Below are 18,880 nucleotides of genomic sequence, written 5' to 3'. Positions count from 1 at the left end.
AGGGCCGCCCGCCCCGGCATGACCGGCCGCGGGGCGTGAGCATCCCGACGGGGTCTAGCCTGGAATCGCGAAATCGGGATTGCCCCCGGCCACGCCGCGTGACGAAATCCCCATGGCGGCGCGCCGAGGCGTGGCGCGTCCGGGGAGCGACCATGTATCCGAACACCGACCTGCACATCGCCGGGCGCTGGCGCCCCGGCAGCGACACCCAGAGCCTGCCTGTCCTGAACCCGGCCACCGGCGACACGATCGGCCAATGCGCCGTCGCCACCGTCGCGGACCTCGACGAGGCGCTCGCGGCCGCCGCCCGCGCCTTCCCGCTCTGGCGGGCCGTCGCCCCGTTCGAGCGCGCCAAGCGCATGCGCAAGGCGGCCGACCTCCTGCGCGAGCGCGCCGACGCCATCGCCCGCATCATGACCATGGAGCAGGGCAAGCCCCTGGCCGAGGCGCGGATCGAGACCCTGGCCGCCGCCGACATCGTCGATTGGTTCGCCGAGGAGGGCAAGCGTGCCTATGGCCGCGTCATCCCGGCCAGGGCCGATGGCGTGCTCCAGGCGGTGGTGAAGGAACCGGTGGGGCCGGTGGCCTGCTTCACGCCGTGGAACTTCCCGATCAACCAGGCGGTGCGGAAGATCTCGGCCGCCCTGTGCACGGGCTGTACGGTGATCCTGAAGGGGCCGGAGGACACCCCGGCGAGCTGCGCGGAACTCGTCCGCGCCTTCCTCGATGCCGGCATCCCAGGCGACGCCCTGTCCCTCGTCTACGGCGATCCGGGGACGATCTCGGGCTACCTCGTGCCGCATCCGGTGATCCGGAAGATCTCGTTCACCGGCTCCACACTCGTCGGCAAGAAACTGGCCGCGCTCGCGGGCGAGCACATGAAGCGCGCGACGATGGAACTCGGCGGTCACGCCCCGGCCATCGTGTTCGGCGACGCCGACGTCGAGAAGGCGATTTCGGTCCTCGCCCCGTCGAAGTTCCGGAATGCCGGGCAGGTCTGCGTGTCGCCGACCCGCTTCCTCGTCCACGATTCGGTGTTCGACCGGTTCGTGGAGGGCTTCACCACCTTCGCCAAGGGCCTGAAGGTCGGTGACGGGCTCGATCCCGAGACCAAGATGGGTCCGCTGATCCACAGCCGCCGCCTCGACGCCATCGAGGCCCTGACCGCCGAGGCCGAGGCGAGCGGGGCCACCCTCCGGGCGGGCGGCAAGCGCATCGGCAACCGCGGCAACTTCTTCGAGCCGACGGTCTTCACTGAGGTGCCGCTGACCTCGCGCCTGATGAACGAGGAGCCGTTCGGGCCCGTGGCCATGATCAACCGGTTCTCGGAGGACGAGGAGGCGCTGACCGAGGCGAACCGCCTCCCCTACGGGCTGGCCGCCTACGCCTACACCCGCTCCACCGAGCGGGCGGCGCGGGTGATGAACCGGGTGGAGAGCGGGATGATCTCGATCAACCACCACGGCCTCGCCCTACCGGAGACGCCCTTCGGCGGCGTGAAGGATTCGGGCTACGGCAGCGAGGGCGGCCCCGAAGCGCTCGATGCCTACCTCGTCACGAAGTTCGTCACCCAGGCGAATTTCTGAGGCGTCCCACCGGAAGGGGGCGCGATCCGGCGGATCGCGCTTACCCTGGCCTCATCCCGACAGGGCGCGACGGGACATGCGCGTCCGGCCGGTCGCCCGCGGTGCCGGCGGGAGGGTTTTCTGGAACACTCGGTCGTGAACCTCGACGCACGCCCCTCCCCGCACGAGGGAGGGGACCACCACCGAGCCCCCCCCGGGACACCTGATCGAAGGTTCGCGGGAATCGCTCTGGGGGGAGGCAGGCTCCCCTCAGTAATGGGGCGGGGGTGCCTCCGGGCCGCGTTGGGCGGACCGGGCGGTGGCCTCTTCCACCTGATCGCGCAGCAGGGCCACCAGCCGGGTCAGCCGGTCGATGTGCTGCCACTGCTCGCTCACGATGCGGTTCAGGTCCTCGACGGTCGCCTCCTGCTCGGTGAGGCGGATTTCGAGCGTGTCGAGGCGGTCGGTCGGGTCCATGGCAGTCCTGGCGGCGGAAGGCGCGGCGCGCCCTCACGCCGCGCGCAGGACGTACTCCGCCATCTCGACCCTGTCTCGCCCACTCTTCTTGGCGGCGTAGAGCGCCGTGTCCGCCCGGCGCAGGAGCCGGTCGAAGTCGCAGTCGGGGGTGGCCTGCGCCACCCCGATGCTCACGCTGAGATGGAGTTCGGGCATCTCGGGCAGGCTGATCCCGGCGAAGGTCCGGCGGACCCGCTCGGCCGCCTGGATGGCGGCGTCCGGTGTGGTGCCGACCAGCAGGCAGGCGAACTCCTCGCCGCCCAGCCGGGCGAACACCGCCTGCTCGGGCAGCATGTTGATCGCCACCGCACAGAACCCGACGATGACCGCGTCGCCGACCTCGTGGCCGAACCGGTCGTTGATCGCCTTGAAGCGGTCGAGGTCGAACAGGAGCAGCGCCTTGTCGGAGGGGGCCGCGAGCAGGGCGTCCGCGGTCTCCAGGAAGGCCCGGCGGTTGGGGGCGCCGGTGAGCGAATCCGTCCCCGCCGCGAGGCGCTGCTTGCTCTCGGCCCGCTCCTTCACGAGGCCGATGAAGGTGAAGGCCGACGCGATGGAGAACAGCATCGCCGCCAGGCACAGGATCGCCACCCAGGGCGAAGCCAGGGGGGTCTGCTGCGTGGGCAGCGGCGCCAGGAACGCGGCCGGGACGCGGATGAGGTAGCAGAGGCCGTAGACGGCCAGGAGACCGATGGCGGCGCGGCGCGACGCCAGCGGTTCGCCGCGCCCCCGCCAGAAGCACCACGCGCCGTCGAAACAGTAGCTGGCGGCGATGGCGGAGGCGAAGGCCACGCGCATGGCGATGGATTCGTAGAAGGCGGGGATCTGGCAGAGCAGCGCCCACGCAAGGCCGCCGGCGAGGCCGATCGCCAGTGGATACGGCCGCCGCTCGAAGCTGCGCACCCCGCTCCAGATCAGCCCGTAGGCGGCGATCATCGCGCTGTTGGCGACGCCCACCGAGAGCCAATCGGGAATGACCCCGCGCAGGGCGAGGCCGACCGAGGCCACCGACCCGATGAAATGGGCGAGGCTCCACAGGCCGAGGCAGGGCGCGTCGGGGGACTGCCGCCACGAGACCAGGAATTGCACGCTGACCAGAAAGGTCGTCGCGCAACTCGCGATCAGCAGAGTAGCGGGATCGAGACCGGTCACCGACGCCGCCTCCAGAAAACGCCGATCCGTGGACGTCCCCTGACTATCTCACGAAAGCCATGTACGGCCAAGCTCAAGTTGTATCCCCGAGGTTACTTCCGGCGCTAAAGCGAAGGTCTGCCTTGACGGCGGGAGGCCGGCGACTTCATCGCTTCGTGGCGCCCCGTTCCCGCCCGCCGCCGGGCCCCGCAGACGCGGCGCGGATGGAAGGGCCCACCACGTGCCGAGGATTTTCGAGACCGCAGAGGGACTTCGCTTGGTCGCGGCGCGCTCCGACCCGGCCTGGCGCGCATGGGGGCCTTACCTGAGCGACCGCCAATGGGGCACGGTGCGGGAGGATTACAGTGCCGGGGGCGAGGCGTGGGCCTATTTCCCGCACGATCACGCCCGGTCGCGGGCCTATCGCTGGGGTGAGGACGGTCTAGGCGGCTTCGGGGACCGCCATCTCCACTGGTGTCTGTCGCTCGCCCTGTGGAACGGCCGCGACCCCATCCTGAAGGAGCGGCTGTTCGGTCTTACCAACGATGAGGGCAACCACGGCGAAGACGTCAAGGAACTCTACTACTACCTCGACGGGACTCCGACCCATTCCTTCATACGGATGGTCTACAAATATCCGCAGGCCGCGTTTCCCTATGGCCGGCTGGTCGAAGAGAACCGCAGGCGGGGGCTGGACGAACCCGAATTCGAGCTCCTCGATACGGGCCTGTTCGACGACGGCCGCTACTTCGATGTCGAGATCGCCTACGCCAAGGCGGCGCCCGACGACATCCTGATGCGGGTCAGCGCCACCAACCGCGGGCCCGAACCAGCCACCATCACCCTCCTTCCGCAGATCTGGGCGCGCAACCTATGGTCGTGGCAGCCGGGGGCGACGAAACCCCGCCTGTGCCTCGACAGGGCCGGCGCGGTCCTCGCCACGCACCCGGACGTGGCGGATCTGCGCCTCCATGCGGAGGCCGCCGCCGGGTGGCTGTTCACCGAGAACGAGACCAACCTCCACCGCCTCTACGGGGTCGGCCCGGCGGAGGGCCTGTTCAAGGACGGCATCGACCGGCACGTGGTGGGCGGCGAGGCCGGCACCGTCGATGGCCGGGCCGGGACGAAGGGCGCGGCGCGCTATGACCTGCACCTCGCCCCGGGGGAGACGCGGACGATCCGCCTGCGGCTGCGCCCGGCCGGCGAGGCAAGCGACCCCTTCGCCGATTTCGACGACATCTTCGCCGCGCGCGAAGGGGAGGCCGACGCATTCTACGCGGCGTTGCAGGCGTCGGTGGCCGATCCCGAGATGCGCCTCGTCCAGCGGCAGGCCCTGGCGGGGATGCTGTGGTCGAAGCAGCTCTATCACTACGACGTCCGCGAGTGGCTGGCGGGGGACCCCGGCCAGCCGGCCCCGCCGGAGCAGCGCCGGGGCGGGCGCAACAGCGACTGGACGCATCTGCGGGCGAACGACATCGTCTCGATGCCGGACGCCTGGGAATATCCCTGGTTCGCCTCGTGGGACCTTGCTTTGCAGGCGATCGTCTTCGCCACGATCGACCCCGATTTCGCCAAGGGCCAGCTCCTCCTCCTCGTGGGCGATGCCTATAGCCACCCCAACGCCGCCATGCCGGCCTACGAATGGGGCTTCGGGGATGCGAACCCGCCCCTCCACGCCATGGCGGCATGGCGCGTGTTCGAGCTCGACCGGGCGCTCACCGGCGAGGTGGACCACGCCTTCCTGAAGCAGGTGTTCCACCGGCTGACCCTGAACTTCACGTGGTGGGTGAACCGCAAGGATGCCGACGACCGCAACCTGTTCCAGGGCGGGTTCCTCGGCCTCGACAACATCGGCATCTTCGACCGGTCGAAGGCCCTGGGCGGCGGCGCCACCCTCACCCAGTCCGACGCGACGGCGTGGATGGCGATGTACGCCCTCGACCTGATGCGCATCGCCATCGAGCTCGCCCTGGAGGACCCGACCTACGAGGACATGGCGGGGAAGTTCTTCGAGCATTTCCTGCTGATCGCCGCCGCCTCCGGCGATGGGGTGTGGGACCAGGAGGATGGCTTCTTCTACGACGTCATCGAGACGGCCGGCGCCCGCCTGCCGATCCGGGTGCGGACGATGGTCGGCCTCATCCCGATCCTCGCCGTGGCCGTCCTGCGCGAGGCGGATGTCGAGCGCCTGCCGGGGCTCAAGGCGCGCCTCGTCTTCTTCCAGCGCCAGCGACCGGACCTCTGGCGCCTCGTCTCCCACTGGAACGAGCCGGGGGTCGGACGCTCGGCCCTGCTGTCCCTCCTGCGCGGCCACCGGTTGAAGGCCCTCCTGCGGCGGATGCTCGATCCGGCGGAGTTCCTGTCCGATCACGGGGTGCGGGCCGTCTCCAGGGCCTATGCGGAGGCCCCCTTCTGCTTCCCGTGGGAGGGGCGCGACCTCGGCCTCGCCTACGAGCCGGCCGAATCACGCTCGCGGCTGTTCGGCGGCAATTCCAACTGGCGCGGCCCGGTCTGGATGCCGGTGAACTATCTGCTGATCGCCAGCCTCCACCGCTTCCACGACTATTTCGGCCCCGAGTTCCGGGTCGAGGCGCCGACCGGCTCCGGGCAGATGCGGTCCTTGCGCGAGATCGCCGACGACCTCTCGCGACGGCTCATCGCCCTCTCGACCCGCGGGGCCGACGGCCGCCGCGCGGTCTACGGCGACAGCCCCATGGAACAGGACGACCCGCATTTCCGGGATCACGTCCTGTTCTACGAGTACTACCATGGGGATACGGGGCGCGGCGTCGGGGCCTCGCACCAGACCGGCTGGTCCGGCCTCGTGGCGCTGCTGATCCAGGAGGTCGCCGGGGCTGGGGACGCCGTCAGGACGCCGGGGCCGCCGTAGCCGCCTTCGGCGACGACTCCACCAGGGTCAGCTTGGCGCGCTGCTGCTGGCCGACGCTGATCTCCCGCGAGATCTCCGAGCGCCTCGCGCTGTAGGTCGCGCAGACCATCGGGTAATCGACCGGCAGGCCCCATTTCGCCCGGTAGGTCTCGGGGGTGAGCCCCCGCAGGGTCAGGTGCCGGCGCAGGGCCTTGTAGGGTTTCCCGTCCTCGAAGCTCGTGATCGCATCGGGGCGGATGGAGGCGGTGATCTGCGATGCGCTCGGGCGCTGCAGGGTCGGCTGCCGCGGCTTGGCCAGATGGCCGATGGCCTGATGGATCTCGGTCAACAGTTCGGGCAAATTGGCCGCCGGTACGCGGTTCCGACTGACATAGGCGGTGAGGATACGGGTCGCGAGTTCGACGGTCGGGTTTTCGGTCATCATTCGATCCCTGATTTCCAACCCTCGCGCGGGGGACCTTGTGCGGCGGTCCCATCCACGACGATGCCCTTGGGAAACGGGGCAGAGCCGGGGCGAGGGGTGGCGTCACGCCCTTCGGAGCTGCCACCGTTTTAACCGGTGTACACTAGCATACTATACTACTTATGATTGCATTCAATCGTCAACTGCGTGGGGACTTGGCTGAAAGGGCTTTTTATTTCGCTGATGGCCCGCTTGTCCGGTCTGAACCGGCCCTTCAACGGTCGGACGAACCCCTGAGGCGGTGCGCCCCGGGCCGTGTGGGCTCACCGTCCGGCAGGATGGCGGGCGGGTGAACGCGTGGAAGGAAGCCGGATGGACGTGCTCGTCGTCGGAGCAGGAGTGGTCGGCCTCGCCGTCGGGCGGGCCATGGCGCTGCGCGGGCACGCGGTCATCGTCGCGGAGGCGGAGAAGGCCATCGGCACGGGCGTGTCCTCCCGAAGCTCGGAGGTGATCCACGCCGGCATGTACTACCCCGCCGGATCCCTCAGGGCCCTTCACTGCGTGGAGGGCGCCCGGCGGCTCTTCTACTTCTGCGAGAGGAATGGAATCCCCTATCGGCGATGCGGCAAGCTGATCGTCGCGGGGGATGCGGGCGAAGCCGACGCCGTCGCGGCGATCCGTACCCGGGGCGAGGCGAACGGCGTGCCGGGGCTCGAACTCCTCGACGACGCCCAGGCCCGGCGGCTCGAGCCGAACCTCACCTGCACCCTGGCGCTGCTCTCCCCCCATACCGGCATCATCGACAGCCACGCCCTGATGCTGGCCCTCCAGGGTGAGATCGAGGACCACGGCGGCGGGCTGGCGGTGCTGACCCGGGTGGAGCGCCTGGAACGGTCCGAGGGGCGATGGCACGCCACCTTCGGCGGGGCCGAGGCCGGCACGATGCCCTTCGATGCGGTGGTGAACGCGGCGGGTTTCGGCGCGCCCGCGCTGGCCGCCCGGACGGAGGGGTATCCCGCAGGGTCCGTGCCCCGGCTTCACCTCGCCCGCGGCAACTATTTCGGCTGCACCGGACAGGCGGCCTTCACCCGGCTGATCTACCCCGCCCCGCGGGTCGATGGGGGCCTGGGCATCCACCTGACCCTGGACCTGAACGGGCGCGTGCGGTTCGGGCCGGACGTGGAATGGATCGACGCGCCCGACTATCGGGTCGATCCCGGCCGCGCCGCGTCCTTCTATGGGGCGATCCGCCGGTATTGGCCCGGCCTGCCCGACGGCGCCCTTTTCCCCGACTATGCGGGGCTGCGCCCCAAACTGACGGGGCCGGGCGAGCCCGCCGCCGATTTCCGGATCGAGGGCCCCGCCGAACACGGCCTGCCCGGCCTCGTGAACCTCTTCGGCATCGAGAGCCCGGGCCTCACCTCCAGCCTGTCTCTCGCCGAGGACGTGTCGAACCGGCTGGAGGCCTGAGCCCCGGCGCCGTCAGGCCAGGAGGTGGAGCGCCAGGGGGGCGAGGATGGCCGTCACGAAGGCGTTCAACCCCATGGCGATGCCCGCGAAGGTGCCGGCCACCTCGCTCACCTGGAAGGCCCGGGCGGTGCCGATCCCGTGGGCGGCGAGCCCCGCTGCGAAGCCCCGGGCGCGCATGTCGGAAATGCCCAACGCCTCCATCATCGGCGTGACGAGGATGGCGCCGATGATGCCGGTGAGGATCACGAGGATCGCGGTGAGCGTCGGGTCGCCGCCGAGCGTGGCGGAGATGCCCATGGCGACGCCGGACGTGACGGATTTCGGCGCCAGGGAGACGAGGATCGGCTGCGGGACCGCGAAGAGCTTGCCGAGGGCGATGACGGTGATGAGGGTCATCACCGAACCGGCGGCCAGCGCGGCCAGCATCGGCACCAGGGCGCGCATCACCGTCGCCCGGCGCTCGTAGAGGGGAAAGGCGAGGACCACCGTCGCCGGGCCGAGGAGGAAGTGCACGAACTGCGCCCCCTCGAAATAGGTTGGGTACGGCGTGTCGCTCAGGGCCAGGACGGCGGCGACGAACACCACCGCCACGAGCACCGGATTGGCCAGCGGATGGCGGCCGGTGGCCGCCGCGATGCGGTCCGCCGCCACGTAGGCGGTGAGGGTCACTGTCAGCCACAGGAGCGGGGTCCGGGCGAGGTAGACCCAGAGCGAGAAGTCGCCGCCGGCCACCGCCTCAGCCCTCCCCCTTCCGGCCCACCCGGTCCACTAGGGCGGAGACGCCCCGGAAGACGAACACGGTCGTCAGCAGGGACACCGCCGTCGAGACGAGGAGGATGATGGCCAGGGTCGCGCCCTGGGTCTTCAGCAGGTCGAGCCGCCCGACGACGCCGACGCCGGCCGGGACGAACATCAGCGACAGGTTGGCGAGCAGACCCTTGGCGATCCCTTCGAGGGAGCCGTCCACCAGGGGCGGGGGAAGGAGGCGGCGTAGCGGGCTGCGCTCCGCGTCGCGCAGGAGCAGGAACCCGAGCATCAACCCCATGCCGATGACCGGGCCGGGCACCGGCAGGCCGAAGCCCCGGGCGATGGCCTCCCCGGCGAGCTGCGCCAGAAGGATCAGCGCGAGGCTCGCGATCATGGCGTGGCCGCGCCCGCGGTGCCGGTCTGCCGCGCGGCGGCGATCCCCGCCTCATCGAACCCGAGGAGCCGGCCCAGGCGCTCCACCAGGGCCTCCTCGAACTCATCGACATGGCCGTCCGCGGCGGCGACCGACCACGCCATCGCCAGGAGCGCCTCGCGCTCGCTGCCGTTCGCCTCGTGGGGGATCATCTCCACGAGGCTCGCCACGTCCCGGACCTCCGTATCGATGGCGGTCGCCCGGGCGATGAGGGCGTGGGCCGCCGCGGGACCGTCCGCGTAGCGCCCCTCCACGAGCCGGGCGAGGCGCTCGCTCTCCGAGGGCGCGAGGATGCCGTCCACGCGGGCGACGTGGACGAGAAGCGCGGTGGCGGCGAGGTGGGTGTCGTCGGCCGCGTCGCCGCGCCCGTCAGGCCCGCCGATGCCCAGGGCCTCCACCGCGTAGGCACGCAGGCGTGCGATCAGGGACATATCCGCTCCGGGCCACTCGTGCCGCGCACCTTTCGGCCCGGTCCCGCTCCCGTCAAGCTGGCGCCGGCAGGCCAAGCTCGGCCGTGGCGCGTTTGCATCGCCCCCCGGGGCGGCCCCTGCGGTCAGCCCTGGCGCTGGGCGTGGGTGACGGCGACGTGGATCAGCTCCGCCAGGGTGCGCACGCCGAGCTTCTGGCGCATCTGCGAGCAGGAATTGGTGACGGTCTTGTAGCTCACCGACAGGTCGGTCGCGATCGCCCCATAGGACCGGCCCTGCGCGAGGCGGGCGAGGATCTGCTGCTCGCGGGGGGTAAGCTGCGATTCCGGCGTGCGCCGGGCGTCGGCCCGGAGCATCGCGACCTCGGTGGCGAGCCGCCGGTCGAGATAGACCTCCCCGATCCGGACCTTCTCGAACGCGTCGTAGAGTTCCGCCGAGGCGTGATCCTTCAGGACGTAGCCGAGCGCGCCGGCCTCCAGGGCGCGGGCGACGATCACCGGATCGTTGTGCATGCTGAAGACGAGGATGCGCGTCGTCGGCGCCACCGCGCGGATCCGCCGGATCAGCCCGAGGCCGGCGAGGCCGCTGCCCTGGAACGTCAGGTCGCAGATCACCACCGGCGGGCGCAGCCGGTGGAAGATGCGGTAGCCGCCCACCACCGTCGTCGCCTCGGCGATGGTCTCGACCCCCGCATCCTCCAGGACCCTGCGGCACCCCTGGAGGACGATCGGATGATCGTCGATCACGAGCACCGGCAGGCGCGTGGTGGCAGGCTCGATCTGGGAGGCGATGGCGTTCATACGCTTCGGGCGATGGAGAGATCGTCGCCGGTCTCCCGGCTCCGCTCGGGGGGCACGGGAATGGCGATACGGACGATCGCGCCGGGGCCGGCATTGTCAAGGGTGAAAGTCCCTTGCAGCGCCTCGACACGTTCACGCATGCCCGACAAGCCGAGGCCGATCCGGTGCTCGGCCGGCAGGCCGATGCCGTCGTCGCGGATCTCCACATCGACCGTTCCGCCGGCCTGTTCCGCGGAAGCTTCCACGCGCGTGGCGCCGCCGTGGCGCACGGCGTTGGTGGCGCTTTCCTGGACGCAACGGAAGATCGTCAGGTCCACGAGGTCGCCGTAGCCCCGGGCGAGGCCGTCGAACCGCCCGACGAAAGCCGTACCGGGGTGGCGCTCCCCGAAGCCACGCAGCAACAGGTCGAGGCAGGTGGCGAGCGGCGCCTGCCCCAGCCCGTGCGGGCGAAGGCGGTTCAACAGCGCCCGGTTCACCCCCTGCACCTGCCCGACGATGGTGCCGATCTCCGCCGCCCGGGTGGCGAGCTTGCCCCGGTCCACCTCCTTCGCGCCCGCCGCGATGCGGGCGATGGAGGCCGCATTCGCCTCAAGGGCGAAGAGGCAGGGGCCGAAATCGTCGTGCAGCTCCAGGGCCGTGCGGCGGCGCTCGTCGTCCTGGGCCGTCAGAAGCTTCTGGTTGAGGTTGGCATTGGCCGAGCGCGTCTGCGCCAGCGCCCCGGCGACCTTGTTGAACCGCTCGGCGATCACCGCCAGTTCGGGGGTGCCCGGCGATTCGAGCCGGGCGGTGTAATCGTGGTGTTCGAGCTGGGTGAGGGCCTCGCCGAGCCGACGCAGGGGGGCGAGAATCCGGCCGAGGGCGAGGTAGAGGGCGGCCAGCATCGCGAGGTTGATGGCGAAGGCCGTCACCGACAGGGCGCGGGCGTAGCCCCAGATCTCCTCGATCTCGTCCATCGGCTGGGTCGTGATCTGGGCGGTGCCGAGGACCCTGCCGCCCACGGCGATGGGCAGGGTGTGCCGCTCGATCGGCGGGAGGATCATGTCGGCGAACCACGCGGGCGCCTCGCGGCTGGCCCGGCGGTCGAGCCCCCTGGTGCCGACCTGCCGGCCCTCCGCATCCAGCACGGCCACCCGGACGTGCCGCAGCACGCGGAAGCGCAGGTCGAGGGCCTGCAGCAGGGTTTCGGGCGAGGCGGTGTCGGACAGGCGGATCGTGTCGGCGACGAGGGATTCGACCGTGGCCAGGGAGGCGCGAGTCTCGACCCTCACCGCCGAGCGCGCGTTCAGGACGACCACCGCGCAGGAGGTGACGGCGGCGAGAACGTCGATCAGCAGCACCACGGCGATCAGCCGCGCCCGGGTCGACCAGCCCGACCAGGGCCTCGCGCGGAGGGGCGGTGCGATGTCGTTCGGCGGAAGCAGGTTCGGACGCGTATCCACGATCGTCAGATAACCCGGTTCCGGCCCCGGCGCATCCGGCCCGGGGGCGCTCCGGTGTGCAAAGATGACGGCGTCATCGTTGCCTCGACTACTATTCCTTAAGCGAAACGCCGTAAATCCTGTGGATGACTTCGACCCGATCGGACTCGACAAGGTCTGCCGCAGGCTTGCCGCTAGGCGACATCATTGTGCCGTATTGTGAACCCTCAATTGGCGACCTAGCCGAGATCCGGCGACAGCCCCGGGCCGGGTCATCCGAGACCGATCGGCCCGCCGGCGGGCGCCGCGCATCAGGTCCGAGATCGCAACGGATGTCCGAGTTACTTCTCAACGCGTCGGAGACGCGGCCGGCCCGGCCGGCCGCCCCGGCGGGACGTCGGTCCACCGCGCTCCGGTCGGTCATGATCGGCGGTGCCTGCGCCGTCCTGCTCGCGGGCTTCGGCGTGGCGGCCTCGTCGGTCATGGCGGATCTGGTGGTGCCGACGCCCAAGCTCACCCGGGGGCCCGCCATGGGCCAGGGCCTCGCCTCCAGCTGGCCCGACCTGAAGGACGGGCAGCCCGCCAAGGCCGGCATCACCGTGAAGACGGCGGATGCGAAGACCGACGCGGCACCGGCCGCGCCGGGGCCGCGCATGGCATCCCTCGCCGACCCGATGGCGTTCGCCACAGGGACGCCCACGAAGCCCACGGCGCTTCCGCCGGCACCGAAAGCCGCCGCCAGCAAGCCGGTGCCGCCGACCGAGCGCATCCCCGTCGCGACGGAGGTCGCCCCGGTCGTGACCCCGCCGACGGCGAAGATCGTGATGCCGACACGGACGGTCGCGGCCATTCCGCCCCGCCCGTCCGAGACGGTCCGCGCCCGCGAGGACGTGTCGGCTCGTCAGGCGGAAGGAGCCAAGCCGCGGGAAGAGACGCCCCGGACCCGTGAGGCCGCGGCGGACAAGCCCGCGCCGTCTCACCCGGCCGCCACCCCCACGCCGGCCAAGGCGCAGAAGGCGACGGTCGCCGCCAAGCCCCCCGCGTCGCCCGAGCCCACCAAGGTCGCCGCCAAGCCTGCCGCCGCCGAGCCGGCCAAGGTCGCCGCCGTGAAGCCGACGCCGACGCCGACGCCGACGGTCAAGCCGGTCGCGGCCAAGACACCCGTCACGCACACGGCCGCGGCGGAAACCGATTCGGACGAGACCGAAATCCTCGGCGTGAAGATCCCCTCCCTCGCCCCCGCCGGCCAGAAGCTCAAGGACGGCGTGAGCGCCCTCGGGGACGCCGTCCGCAGCGCGTTCTAGGGCGTCTCCCACCAACCTCGGATCGGGTGTTCCCGCGCCTCGGTGCGGGTCCCCTCCCCCTTGTGGGGAGGGGTAGGGGTGGGGGTGGTGCCGGAGGGGACCCGGCGGTGCCCCCTGAACCACCCCCACCTCCACCTCCTCCCCGCAAGGGGGAGGAGAGCGCGTGGTGACTTATGATCTTGCGAGTCTTCGAAGCAGCTGAACCCGCCGTCCGGCCGGGCGAGCCGGCTTCGCCTTGATCATGTGATTGCCAAGCTCCCCTCCCCCCGCCTTGTGGGGAAAGGGAGAGCTGCGCGTCTCATGTTCAGCTGTCACGATGAGCATCGGGGGATGGAGCCCCCCCTTGGCCGGCCCCCGCGCCTGCACGAAGCGCGGGGTGCGGTTCAACTCCGCTGCGGCTTGAACCCGGCGTTGCGCCGATGGCGGTCGGCCCGGGGGGACGCCGGACCCTTTCCGCCGGGCGGTCCCTTGCGCGGGGCCGGGGCGAATTCCGGCGGCAGCGCCTCCACCTGGATCTCCGGCGAGCCGTTGCGCGCGAAGGATTCGGCGAAGCGCGAGGCCGCCGAGCCGCGGACCTCGAACTTGGTCTCCCGGTCGAAGATGCGGATCGCGCCGATCTCCTGGCGGTCGAGGCCGCCGCGCCGGGTCAGGAGCGGCAGCAGGCGCCGCGGGTCGGCGTTGTCGCGCCGGCCGAGGTTGAGGCGGAACCACACCGCCGGGCCCATCGCCGCGATCTGCTCGGGGTTCATCGGATCGTAGGGCGGCCGCTCGGCCCGGGCACGGCCCTCACCGGGGTCGGTGATGTCCTCCGGCGCCGGCAGGCGCGTGCGGTAGACGCGGGCGACCACGTTGGCGAGTTCCTCCGGGCTCTTGTGGGCCAGGAGCATCTGCGCCAGCACCGCGTCGTCCTCGGAGGGCGGCTCGGCGATCAGGGGGTCGGTGAGCATCCGTTCGGCGTCGAGGTTGCGGATCGTGTCGGCCGACGGCGGGCCGCACCATTCCGGCGACACCTTGGCCATGGCGAACATCTGCTCGGCCCTGCGGCGGCGGGCATTCGGCACGAGGAGCACGGAGGTGCCCTTGCGCCCGGCCCGGCCGGTGCGCCCGCTGCGGTGCTGCATCACCTCGGCGTCATGGGGCAGGTCGGCGTGGATCACGAGGCTCAGCGAGGGCAGGTCGATGCCCCGGGCGGCGACATCCGTCGCCACGCAGACCCGGACCCGGCCGTCGCGCAGGGCCTGGAGGGCGGCGTTGCGCTCGCCCTGGCCCATCTCGCCGGAAAGCCCCACCGCGGAGAAGCCCCGCTCGGTCAGGTTCGCCTGCAGGTGGCGCACCGCATTCCGGGTGTTGCAGAACACGATGGCCGTGGGCGCGTCGGCCTCGCGCAAGAGGTTGAGTACCACGTGCTCGATCTCGCGGGGGACCACCCGCACCGCCCGGTAGGCGATGTCGGCATGGCCCCTGGTCTCGCTCTTCACCGCCAGCCGCAGGGCGTCGCGCTGGTAGCGCTCGGCCAGGGCCTCGATGCCCTTGGGCAGGGTCGCGGAGAACAGGTAGGTGGAGCGCTCCTGCGGCGTCGCCGAGAGGATGAACTCGATGTCCTCGCGGAAGCCGAGGTCGAGCATCTCGTCGGCCTCGTCGAGGACGACCGCCCGCAGGGTGGACAGGTTGAGGGAGCGCCGCTCCAAGTGGTCGCGCAGGCGGCCCGGCGTGCCCACGACGATCTGCGAGCCCTCGGCGAGGCAGCGGGCCTCCCGGCGGGGGTCCATGCCGCCGACGCAGGCGGTGACCCGGCCATGGGCCGCGCCATAGAGCCATTCGAGCTCACGCTGCACTTGCAGGGCGAGTTCGCGTGTGGGGGCGATCACCAGGGCGAGCGGCGCGCCGGGGGCGGGCATGATCTCGTCCGGGCCGACGAGGAGGTCCGCCATGGCGAGCCCGTAGGCGACGGTCTTGCCGGAGCCCGTCTGAGCGGAGACGAGGAGGTCGCGGCCGCCTCCGGCCGCTTCGAGGACGGCGGCCTGAACGGGGGTCGGCTCGGCATAGCCGCGCTCGGCCAAGGCCCGCGAAAGAGGAGCGGGCAGGGTGGGGAAAGGCACTTCGGTCTGGCTTTCGTTAGAGCATTTTCCGCCGGGATGGGTACCGGTTCGGCGTATGAAAATGCGGCATACTCAGACAACGAGCGCGCAGCGCAATCGCACGCACGGGACGCTTGTTCGCATCCATCCGAAGGCCGCCCATTTCAGGTCCGGAAACCCAATCGTAACGGCTGGGCGCCGCGCTGACCACTCCTCCCCGGGCATGAGGCCCCTGCTTGGGTCGGTGCCCTACACGGTGGGGTCGGGGTCCAGCGACATGCGCATGCGCAGTCGGACCACGCCGTCCTCCGTCCGCACGGCCAATACGTAGTCCTGCCGCTCGGGGCCTTCCGCGAGGCCCTGGGCGATCCGGGTCATGATCCGCGCGGCCTGGACGCGAGCGGCGTCGAGGTCCGGCAGATCGAACCCGGCCCGGTCCCGGACGAAGTTGGCACCGTCGTGAAGGTCGATAAAATAGCGGGGCAATGGGCGCGCAATGATGAATGGATCGGCGCCGACCTTACGTCTCCGCTGTTTCTACGTAGTGACAATTCTCAATGAGCGGCCCGCGCGATTGCCGCACCGCGACGGGCCACCGGTCCACGACCGCGTGGGTCTCAGAAGGCGCGGCCGAAATACGGGTGGGAGACCGGGCGGTAGCGGTCGCTGACGGGCCATGCGTAGGGCTGGTCCGAACCCGACACCCGCGTATCCGCCCGATAGGCTGGTTTGAACCCGTTGAGGCTCGTCATCTGGCCCTTCTTCTTGGGGGCCGTAGCATCGCGCGCCGAGGCGGCGCCGGCCAGTCCGACGAGGGCCACCGTGACGAGAGAGATCCGGGAAAGCGTGCCGAGCATCACCACCTCCGACACCGGCCGAATGCCGGTACGGCTCGAACGGCCCAGCCCGCACCGGGTTCCCGACGCGGTCAGGCCCCGAAGCGCTCGGTGCGCACGATACCGGGCGGGACTCCCGCGGCGGCGATGAGGTCGGCGGCGGGGCTGGCGAAGCGGTTGGACCCGCACAGGAACACCTTCTTCGGCGTGCCGATCCGGGCGAGGGCGGCGTCCACGACGGCGGCGTCGATCCGGCGCCCCTCGCCCTCCCGCGTGGTGCGTAGGAACAGCGAGAAGTTCGGCTCGTCCCGGTCGCGGGCTTCGAGTTCGGAGAGGGCGATGGCCTCGGCCCGGGTGCGGACGGAGTAGATCAGCGCCGCCGGGATGTTTGGCGCCACCTCCGCCCGGCGCCGGAGCATGGCCAGCAGCGGCACGACGCCCGAGCCCCCGCCCGCCAGGAGAAGCGGCCCGCCGTCGGGCCCGTCCCAGGAGAAGGAACCGCCGATCGGTCCGCGCAGCTCCAGCCGGTCCCCGACCCCGGCGCAATCGAAGAACCAGCCGGAGACCTCGCCATCCGGCAAGCCCTCCACCAGAAGCTCCAGGGTGCCGCTTCCGTCGGGCACCGAGGCGACCGAATAGCTGCGGCTGGCCCGGTAGCCGTCCGCCGCGGTGAGGCGGACGTCGACATGCTGACCCGCCCGCTGGCGGCCGGCGATCCCGCAGCGCAGGCGCACGCTCTTGACGTGCGGCGTCACCACCGTGACCGAGGCGACCTCCGCCTCGTGCCAGCGGAACACCATGGGCTCGGCGGCGGCCGGCTCAATCTCCGATGTAGCGCTGCTCACGCCAAGGATCCCCGTACATGTGGTAGCCGCGCAGCTCCCAGTAGCCGGCGGTGTCGGTGCCCGTGAAGCGCAGGCCTTTCAGCCATTTGGCGCTCTTCCAGAAATACAGGTGCGGCACGAACAGCCGGGCCGGACCCCCGTGGTCGGCATGGATCGGCGCCCCGGCGTACCGCGTCGCGATCATGGCCTTGCCGTTCAGCAGGTCGGCCACGGGCACGTTGGTGGTGTAGTCGTCAAAGGATTCCGCGAGCAGGTAGGCGGTGGGCGCGGACATGTCGGCGGCGGCCAGCAGGTCGTCGATGGTCACGCCTTCCCATTCGGTGTCGAACTTCGACCACTTCGTCACGCAGTGGATATCCCCCGCCCAGCGGGTGCGCGGCAGCGCCCCGAACTCGTCCCAGCTCCACGACTTGATCGGGCGCGAACCCTCGCGGATCGTGAAGCGCCACGTGGCGAGGTCCACGGCGGGATTGGGCCCGATCTGGAGGATCGGGAAGTCCTGCGTCAGGTACTGTCCCGGCGGCAGGCGCGCGCCGGTCTCGGGGGGCTGCCTGCGTCCGACGAAGCCGCGTGTGACCATCACGTTCCCCTTGTCCCGGAGGCCGGTTTCGGGTGCCGCGCCGCCGCCGTCAAGCGTCGCCCGGCGGTCCCTCACCTCCCCGCTCCCCTGCCGCCCTCACCCGGGGTGTCCACCCGGTCGGGCAAGGCCTTCGTCCTTCGCCGAACAATCGCCCGAAAGCTGATGTGTGATCGGTCGAACGTCTGAAGGCGTGGGACCATTACGGATTAAGCTATGCGCGTGACATTCGCCACGGCCGTGCTCTTGAGCGGCCTCGTTTCCCTCGCCCCGGCCGCCCAGGCGCGGGACGGCATCGGCGCAGGGGGGGCTGCGGCGCTCGGCGTCATCGGCGGCCTCGCCGTGGGCAGCGCCATCGCCGGCTCCGCCAACAACGGCTACTACCCCGGCCGCCCCGTCTACCGCGCCCCGCCGCCGGTCTACGTCGAGGAGGATGAAGGCCCGATCTGCCACTTCGAGCGCCGCCGCTACGTGGATGCCTACGGCGACGTGCTGTTCCGCCGCGTCCGCGTCTGCGAGTAGGCCGGATCGGCCGGAGCCCGCGGCGGCTTCAGGAGCTCGGCGCAGGCGATCCCGGTGAGCACGAGCGCCAGGGCCGCCGCCTCCGTCGGGCCGAAGGGCTCGCCGATCAACAGGACGGCGAGCCCCGCCCCGAAGATCGGCACGAGGTTCACGAACAAGCCTGCGCGGTTGGGGCCGATCAGCTCCACCCCGCGCATGAAGCACAGCTGCGCGAGCAGCGAGGGGCCGAGCCCCACGAAGGCGACCATCGCCCAGCCCCAATGGCTCGGCCACACGGCATGGCCCGTGGCCGATTCCACCGCCAGCGGCGGCAGGGAGGTGACGAACGCCGCGATCGCCATCGCGCCGAAGAAGCCCAGGGCCGACACCTTCGGCCGCGTCGGCAGGACGACGGTATAGCCGGCGTAGAGGAGGCAGGCCCCGAAGACGAGCACGTCGCCGCGGTTGAAGGCGAGGTGCGTCAGCACCGAGAGGTCGCCGTGGCTCGCGGCCAGGGCGGCCCCGGCCAGCGTCAGCACCACCCCCACGGCCTGCCCGAGACCGACCGGCACGCCGTAGGCGATCCGGTTGGCCACGATCACCATGACCGGGATCGAGCCCTGGAACAGGGCGAGGTTGACGGCACCGGTATAGGTGCCCGCCGCGTAGAACAGGCAGTTGAAGGCGGTGTAGCCGAGCCCGCCCATCAGCAGGATCCGCACCCAGTGCCTCCGCAGCACCGGCCACTCCGCCGCGATGCGCGGTCCGGCGAAGGGCAGCAGCACCGCGCAGGCGATCAGCCAGCGCAGGGACGTGATGACCTGCGGCGAGACGTGGCCCGGTGCCCACCGGCTGGTGACGGCGTTCCCCGCCCAGAGCAGGGCCGTCAGGGTCAGGAGGGGATAGGCCGACGCGACGGAGCCGCCGCCCGGCGCTCTCAC

Annotated in this window: 19 protein-coding genes; 5 read left to right on the top strand and 14 right to left on the bottom strand. The window is 71.1% G+C overall.

From position 1 onward, the window contains the following. Positions 1-152 precede the first annotated feature (152 nt). Positions 153-1,586: an NAD-dependent succinate-semialdehyde dehydrogenase gene (locus MKK53_RS22875; protein ID WP_243931114.1), complete on the top strand. Its 1,434-nt coding sequence runs from the start codon at positions 153-155 to the stop codon at positions 1,584-1,586. 249 nt (positions 1,587-1,835) lie between these two features. On the opposite strand, the gene MKK53_RS22870 is transcribed toward MKK53_RS22875, so the two are convergent. Together MKK53_RS22870 and MKK53_RS22865 are read right to left on the bottom strand one after the other, a co-directional pair. After that, complete coding sequence (locus MKK53_RS22870) at positions 1,836-2,042, bottom strand: SlyX family protein (protein ID WP_243931112.1); 207 nt, start codon at positions 2,040-2,042, stop codon at positions 1,836-1,838. Between the two features lie 33 nt (positions 2,043-2,075). Next, the gene (locus tag MKK53_RS22865) at positions 2,076-3,230 is read right to left on the bottom strand and encodes a sensor domain-containing diguanylate cyclase (protein WP_243931110.1); all 1,155 of its coding nucleotides are present in this window, start codon (positions 3,228-3,230) and stop codon (positions 2,076-2,078) included. Positions 3,231-3,450: 220 nt separating this feature from the next. Between MKK53_RS22865 and MKK53_RS22860 the strand changes: the two genes are divergently transcribed. Next, positions 3,451-6,099, top strand: coding sequence for an MGH1-like glycoside hydrolase domain-containing protein (locus tag MKK53_RS22860; protein ID WP_243931108.1), 2,649 nt, complete (start codon positions 3,451-3,453; stop codon positions 6,097-6,099). Here MKK53_RS22860 and MKK53_RS22855 read toward each other — a convergent pair. Next, on the bottom strand, positions 6,077-6,523 hold the full coding sequence (locus MKK53_RS22855) for a MucR family transcriptional regulator (RefSeq protein WP_243931106.1): 447 nt from the start codon (positions 6,521-6,523) through the stop codon (positions 6,077-6,079). The two genes, MKK53_RS22860 and MKK53_RS22855, sit on opposite strands and share 23 nt — an antisense overlap. Before the next feature lie 351 nt (positions 6,524-6,874). On the opposite strand from MKK53_RS22855, the gene MKK53_RS22850 reads away from it, so the two are divergent. Continuing rightward, entirely contained in the window at positions 6,875-7,972 is a 1,098-nt protein-coding gene (locus MKK53_RS22850; protein WP_243931104.1) for an NAD(P)/FAD-dependent oxidoreductase, read from the top strand. Positions 7,973-7,984: 12 nt separating this feature from the next. Here MKK53_RS22850 and MKK53_RS22845 read toward each other — a convergent pair whose 3' ends face one another. The 5 genes from MKK53_RS22845 to MKK53_RS22825 form a co-directional block, all read right to left on the bottom strand. Further along, positions 7,985-8,704, bottom strand: a complete 720-nt coding sequence (locus MKK53_RS22845; protein WP_243931102.1) for an LrgB family protein — start codon at positions 8,702-8,704, stop codon at positions 7,985-7,987. Positions 8,705-8,708: 4 nt separating this feature from the next. Further along, positions 8,709-9,113, bottom strand: a complete 405-nt coding sequence (locus MKK53_RS22840) for a CidA/LrgA family protein (RefSeq protein WP_243931100.1) — start codon at positions 9,111-9,113, stop codon at positions 8,709-8,711. Continuing rightward, the gene (locus MKK53_RS22835) at positions 9,110-9,583 is read right to left on the bottom strand and encodes a TerB family tellurite resistance protein (protein WP_243931098.1); all 474 of its coding nucleotides are present in this window, start codon (positions 9,581-9,583) and stop codon (positions 9,110-9,112) included. Before MKK53_RS22835 ends, MKK53_RS22840 begins: the two co-directional genes overlap by 4 nt. Before the next feature lie 122 nt (positions 9,584-9,705). Beyond that, a complete protein-coding gene (locus MKK53_RS22830) occupies positions 9,706-10,380 on the bottom strand; it encodes a response regulator transcription factor (RefSeq protein WP_243931096.1) in 675 nt (224 codons plus the stop codon). After that, entirely contained in the window at positions 10,377-11,819 is a 1,443-nt protein-coding gene (locus MKK53_RS22825) for an ATP-binding protein (protein ID WP_409564400.1), read from the bottom strand. Before MKK53_RS22825 ends, MKK53_RS22830 begins: the two co-directional genes overlap by 4 nt. Before the next feature lie 311 nt (positions 11,820-12,130). Between MKK53_RS22825 and MKK53_RS22820 the strand changes: the two genes are divergently transcribed. Beyond that, the gene (locus tag MKK53_RS22820; protein WP_243931094.1) at positions 12,131-13,102 is read left to right on the top strand and encodes a hypothetical protein; all 972 of its coding nucleotides are present in this window, start codon (positions 12,131-12,133) and stop codon (positions 13,100-13,102) included. Between the two features lie 383 nt (positions 13,103-13,485). Here MKK53_RS22820 and MKK53_RS22815 read toward each other — a convergent pair whose 3' ends face one another. The 5 genes from MKK53_RS22815 to MKK53_RS22795 form a co-directional block, all read right to left on the bottom strand. Then, positions 13,486-15,201 carry a DEAD/DEAH box helicase gene (locus MKK53_RS22815; protein ID WP_243931092.1) on the bottom strand — a complete coding sequence of 572 codons (1,716 nt, stop codon included), beginning with the start codon at positions 15,199-15,201 and terminating at the stop codon, positions 13,486-13,488. A 228-nt stretch (positions 15,202-15,429) separates the two neighbouring features. Next, positions 15,430-15,666, bottom strand: a complete 237-nt coding sequence (locus tag MKK53_RS22810) for a DUF6894 family protein (protein ID WP_243931090.1) — start codon at positions 15,664-15,666, stop codon at positions 15,430-15,432. 131 nt (positions 15,667-15,797) lie between these two features. Beyond that, a complete protein-coding gene (locus MKK53_RS22805) occupies positions 15,798-16,037 on the bottom strand; it encodes a hypothetical protein (protein WP_243931088.1) in 240 nt (79 codons plus the stop codon). Between the two features lie 71 nt (positions 16,038-16,108). Continuing rightward, on the bottom strand, positions 16,109-16,816 hold the full coding sequence (locus MKK53_RS22800; RefSeq protein ID WP_243931832.1) for an FAD-binding oxidoreductase: 708 nt from the start codon (positions 16,814-16,816) through the stop codon (positions 16,109-16,111). Positions 16,817-16,835: 19 nt separating this feature from the next. Next, positions 16,836-17,441 carry a sulfite oxidase-like oxidoreductase gene (locus MKK53_RS22795; RefSeq protein WP_243931830.1) on the bottom strand — a complete coding sequence of 202 codons (606 nt, stop codon included), beginning with the start codon at positions 17,439-17,441 and terminating at the stop codon, positions 16,836-16,838. 213 nt (positions 17,442-17,654) lie between these two features. Here MKK53_RS22795 and MKK53_RS22790 point away from each other — a divergent pair, with 213 nt between their 5' ends. Continuing rightward, a complete protein-coding gene (locus MKK53_RS22790; RefSeq protein ID WP_243931086.1) occupies positions 17,655-17,960 on the top strand; it encodes a hypothetical protein in 306 nt (101 codons plus the stop codon). Here the strand turns inward: MKK53_RS22790 and MKK53_RS22785 are convergent. After that, complete coding sequence (locus tag MKK53_RS22785; RefSeq protein ID WP_243931084.1) at positions 17,918-18,880, bottom strand: DMT family transporter; 963 nt, start codon at positions 18,878-18,880, stop codon at positions 17,918-17,920. The two genes, MKK53_RS22790 and MKK53_RS22785, sit on opposite strands and share 43 nt — an antisense overlap.

Origin of the sequence: Methylobacterium sp. J-076, assembly GCF_022829405.1 — a bacterium.
In the GTDB taxonomy this organism is placed as follows: domain Bacteria; phylum Pseudomonadota; class Alphaproteobacteria; order Rhizobiales; family Beijerinckiaceae; genus Methylobacterium.
The sequence above is the reverse complement of the archived record's forward strand: the minus strand, read 5'-3'. Positions and strand labels throughout refer to the sequence as shown.

Coding starts and splice junctions, on each gene's coding strand:
- MKK53_RS22875 (WP_243931114.1), top strand. CDS start 153: ATGTATCCGAACACCGACCTGCACATCGCCGGGCGCTGGCGCCCCGGC.
- MKK53_RS22870 (WP_243931112.1), bottom strand. CDS start 2,042: ATGGACCCGACCGACCGCCTCGACACGCTCGAAATCCGCCTCACCGAG.
- MKK53_RS22855 (WP_243931106.1), bottom strand. CDS start 6,523: ATGATGACCGAAAACCCGACCGTCGAACTCGCGACCCGTATCCTCACC.
- MKK53_RS22850 (WP_243931104.1), top strand. CDS start 6,875: ATGGACGTGCTCGTCGTCGGAGCAGGAGTGGTCGGCCTCGCCGTCGGG.
- MKK53_RS22840 (WP_243931100.1), bottom strand. CDS start 9,113: ATGATCGCGAGCCTCGCGCTGATCCTTCTGGCGCAGCTCGCCGGGGAG.
- MKK53_RS22835 (WP_243931098.1), bottom strand. CDS start 9,583: ATGTCCCTGATCGCACGCCTGCGTGCCTACGCGGTGGAGGCCCTGGGC.
- MKK53_RS22830 (WP_243931096.1), bottom strand. CDS start 10,380: ATGAACGCCATCGCCTCCCAGATCGAGCCTGCCACCACGCGCCTGCCG.
- MKK53_RS22820 (WP_243931094.1), top strand. CDS start 12,131: ATGTCCGAGTTACTTCTCAACGCGTCGGAGACGCGGCCGGCCCGGCCG.
- MKK53_RS22805 (WP_243931088.1), bottom strand. CDS start 16,037: ATGCTCGGCACGCTTTCCCGGATCTCTCTCGTCACGGTGGCCCTCGTC.
- MKK53_RS22800 (WP_243931832.1), bottom strand. CDS start 16,816: ATGGTGTTCCGCTGGCACGAGGCGGAGGTCGCCTCGGTCACGGTGGTG.
- MKK53_RS22795 (WP_243931830.1), bottom strand. CDS start 17,441: ATGGTCACACGCGGCTTCGTCGGACGCAGGCAGCCCCCCGAGACCGGC.
- MKK53_RS22790 (WP_243931086.1), top strand. CDS start 17,655: ATGCGCGTGACATTCGCCACGGCCGTGCTCTTGAGCGGCCTCGTTTCC.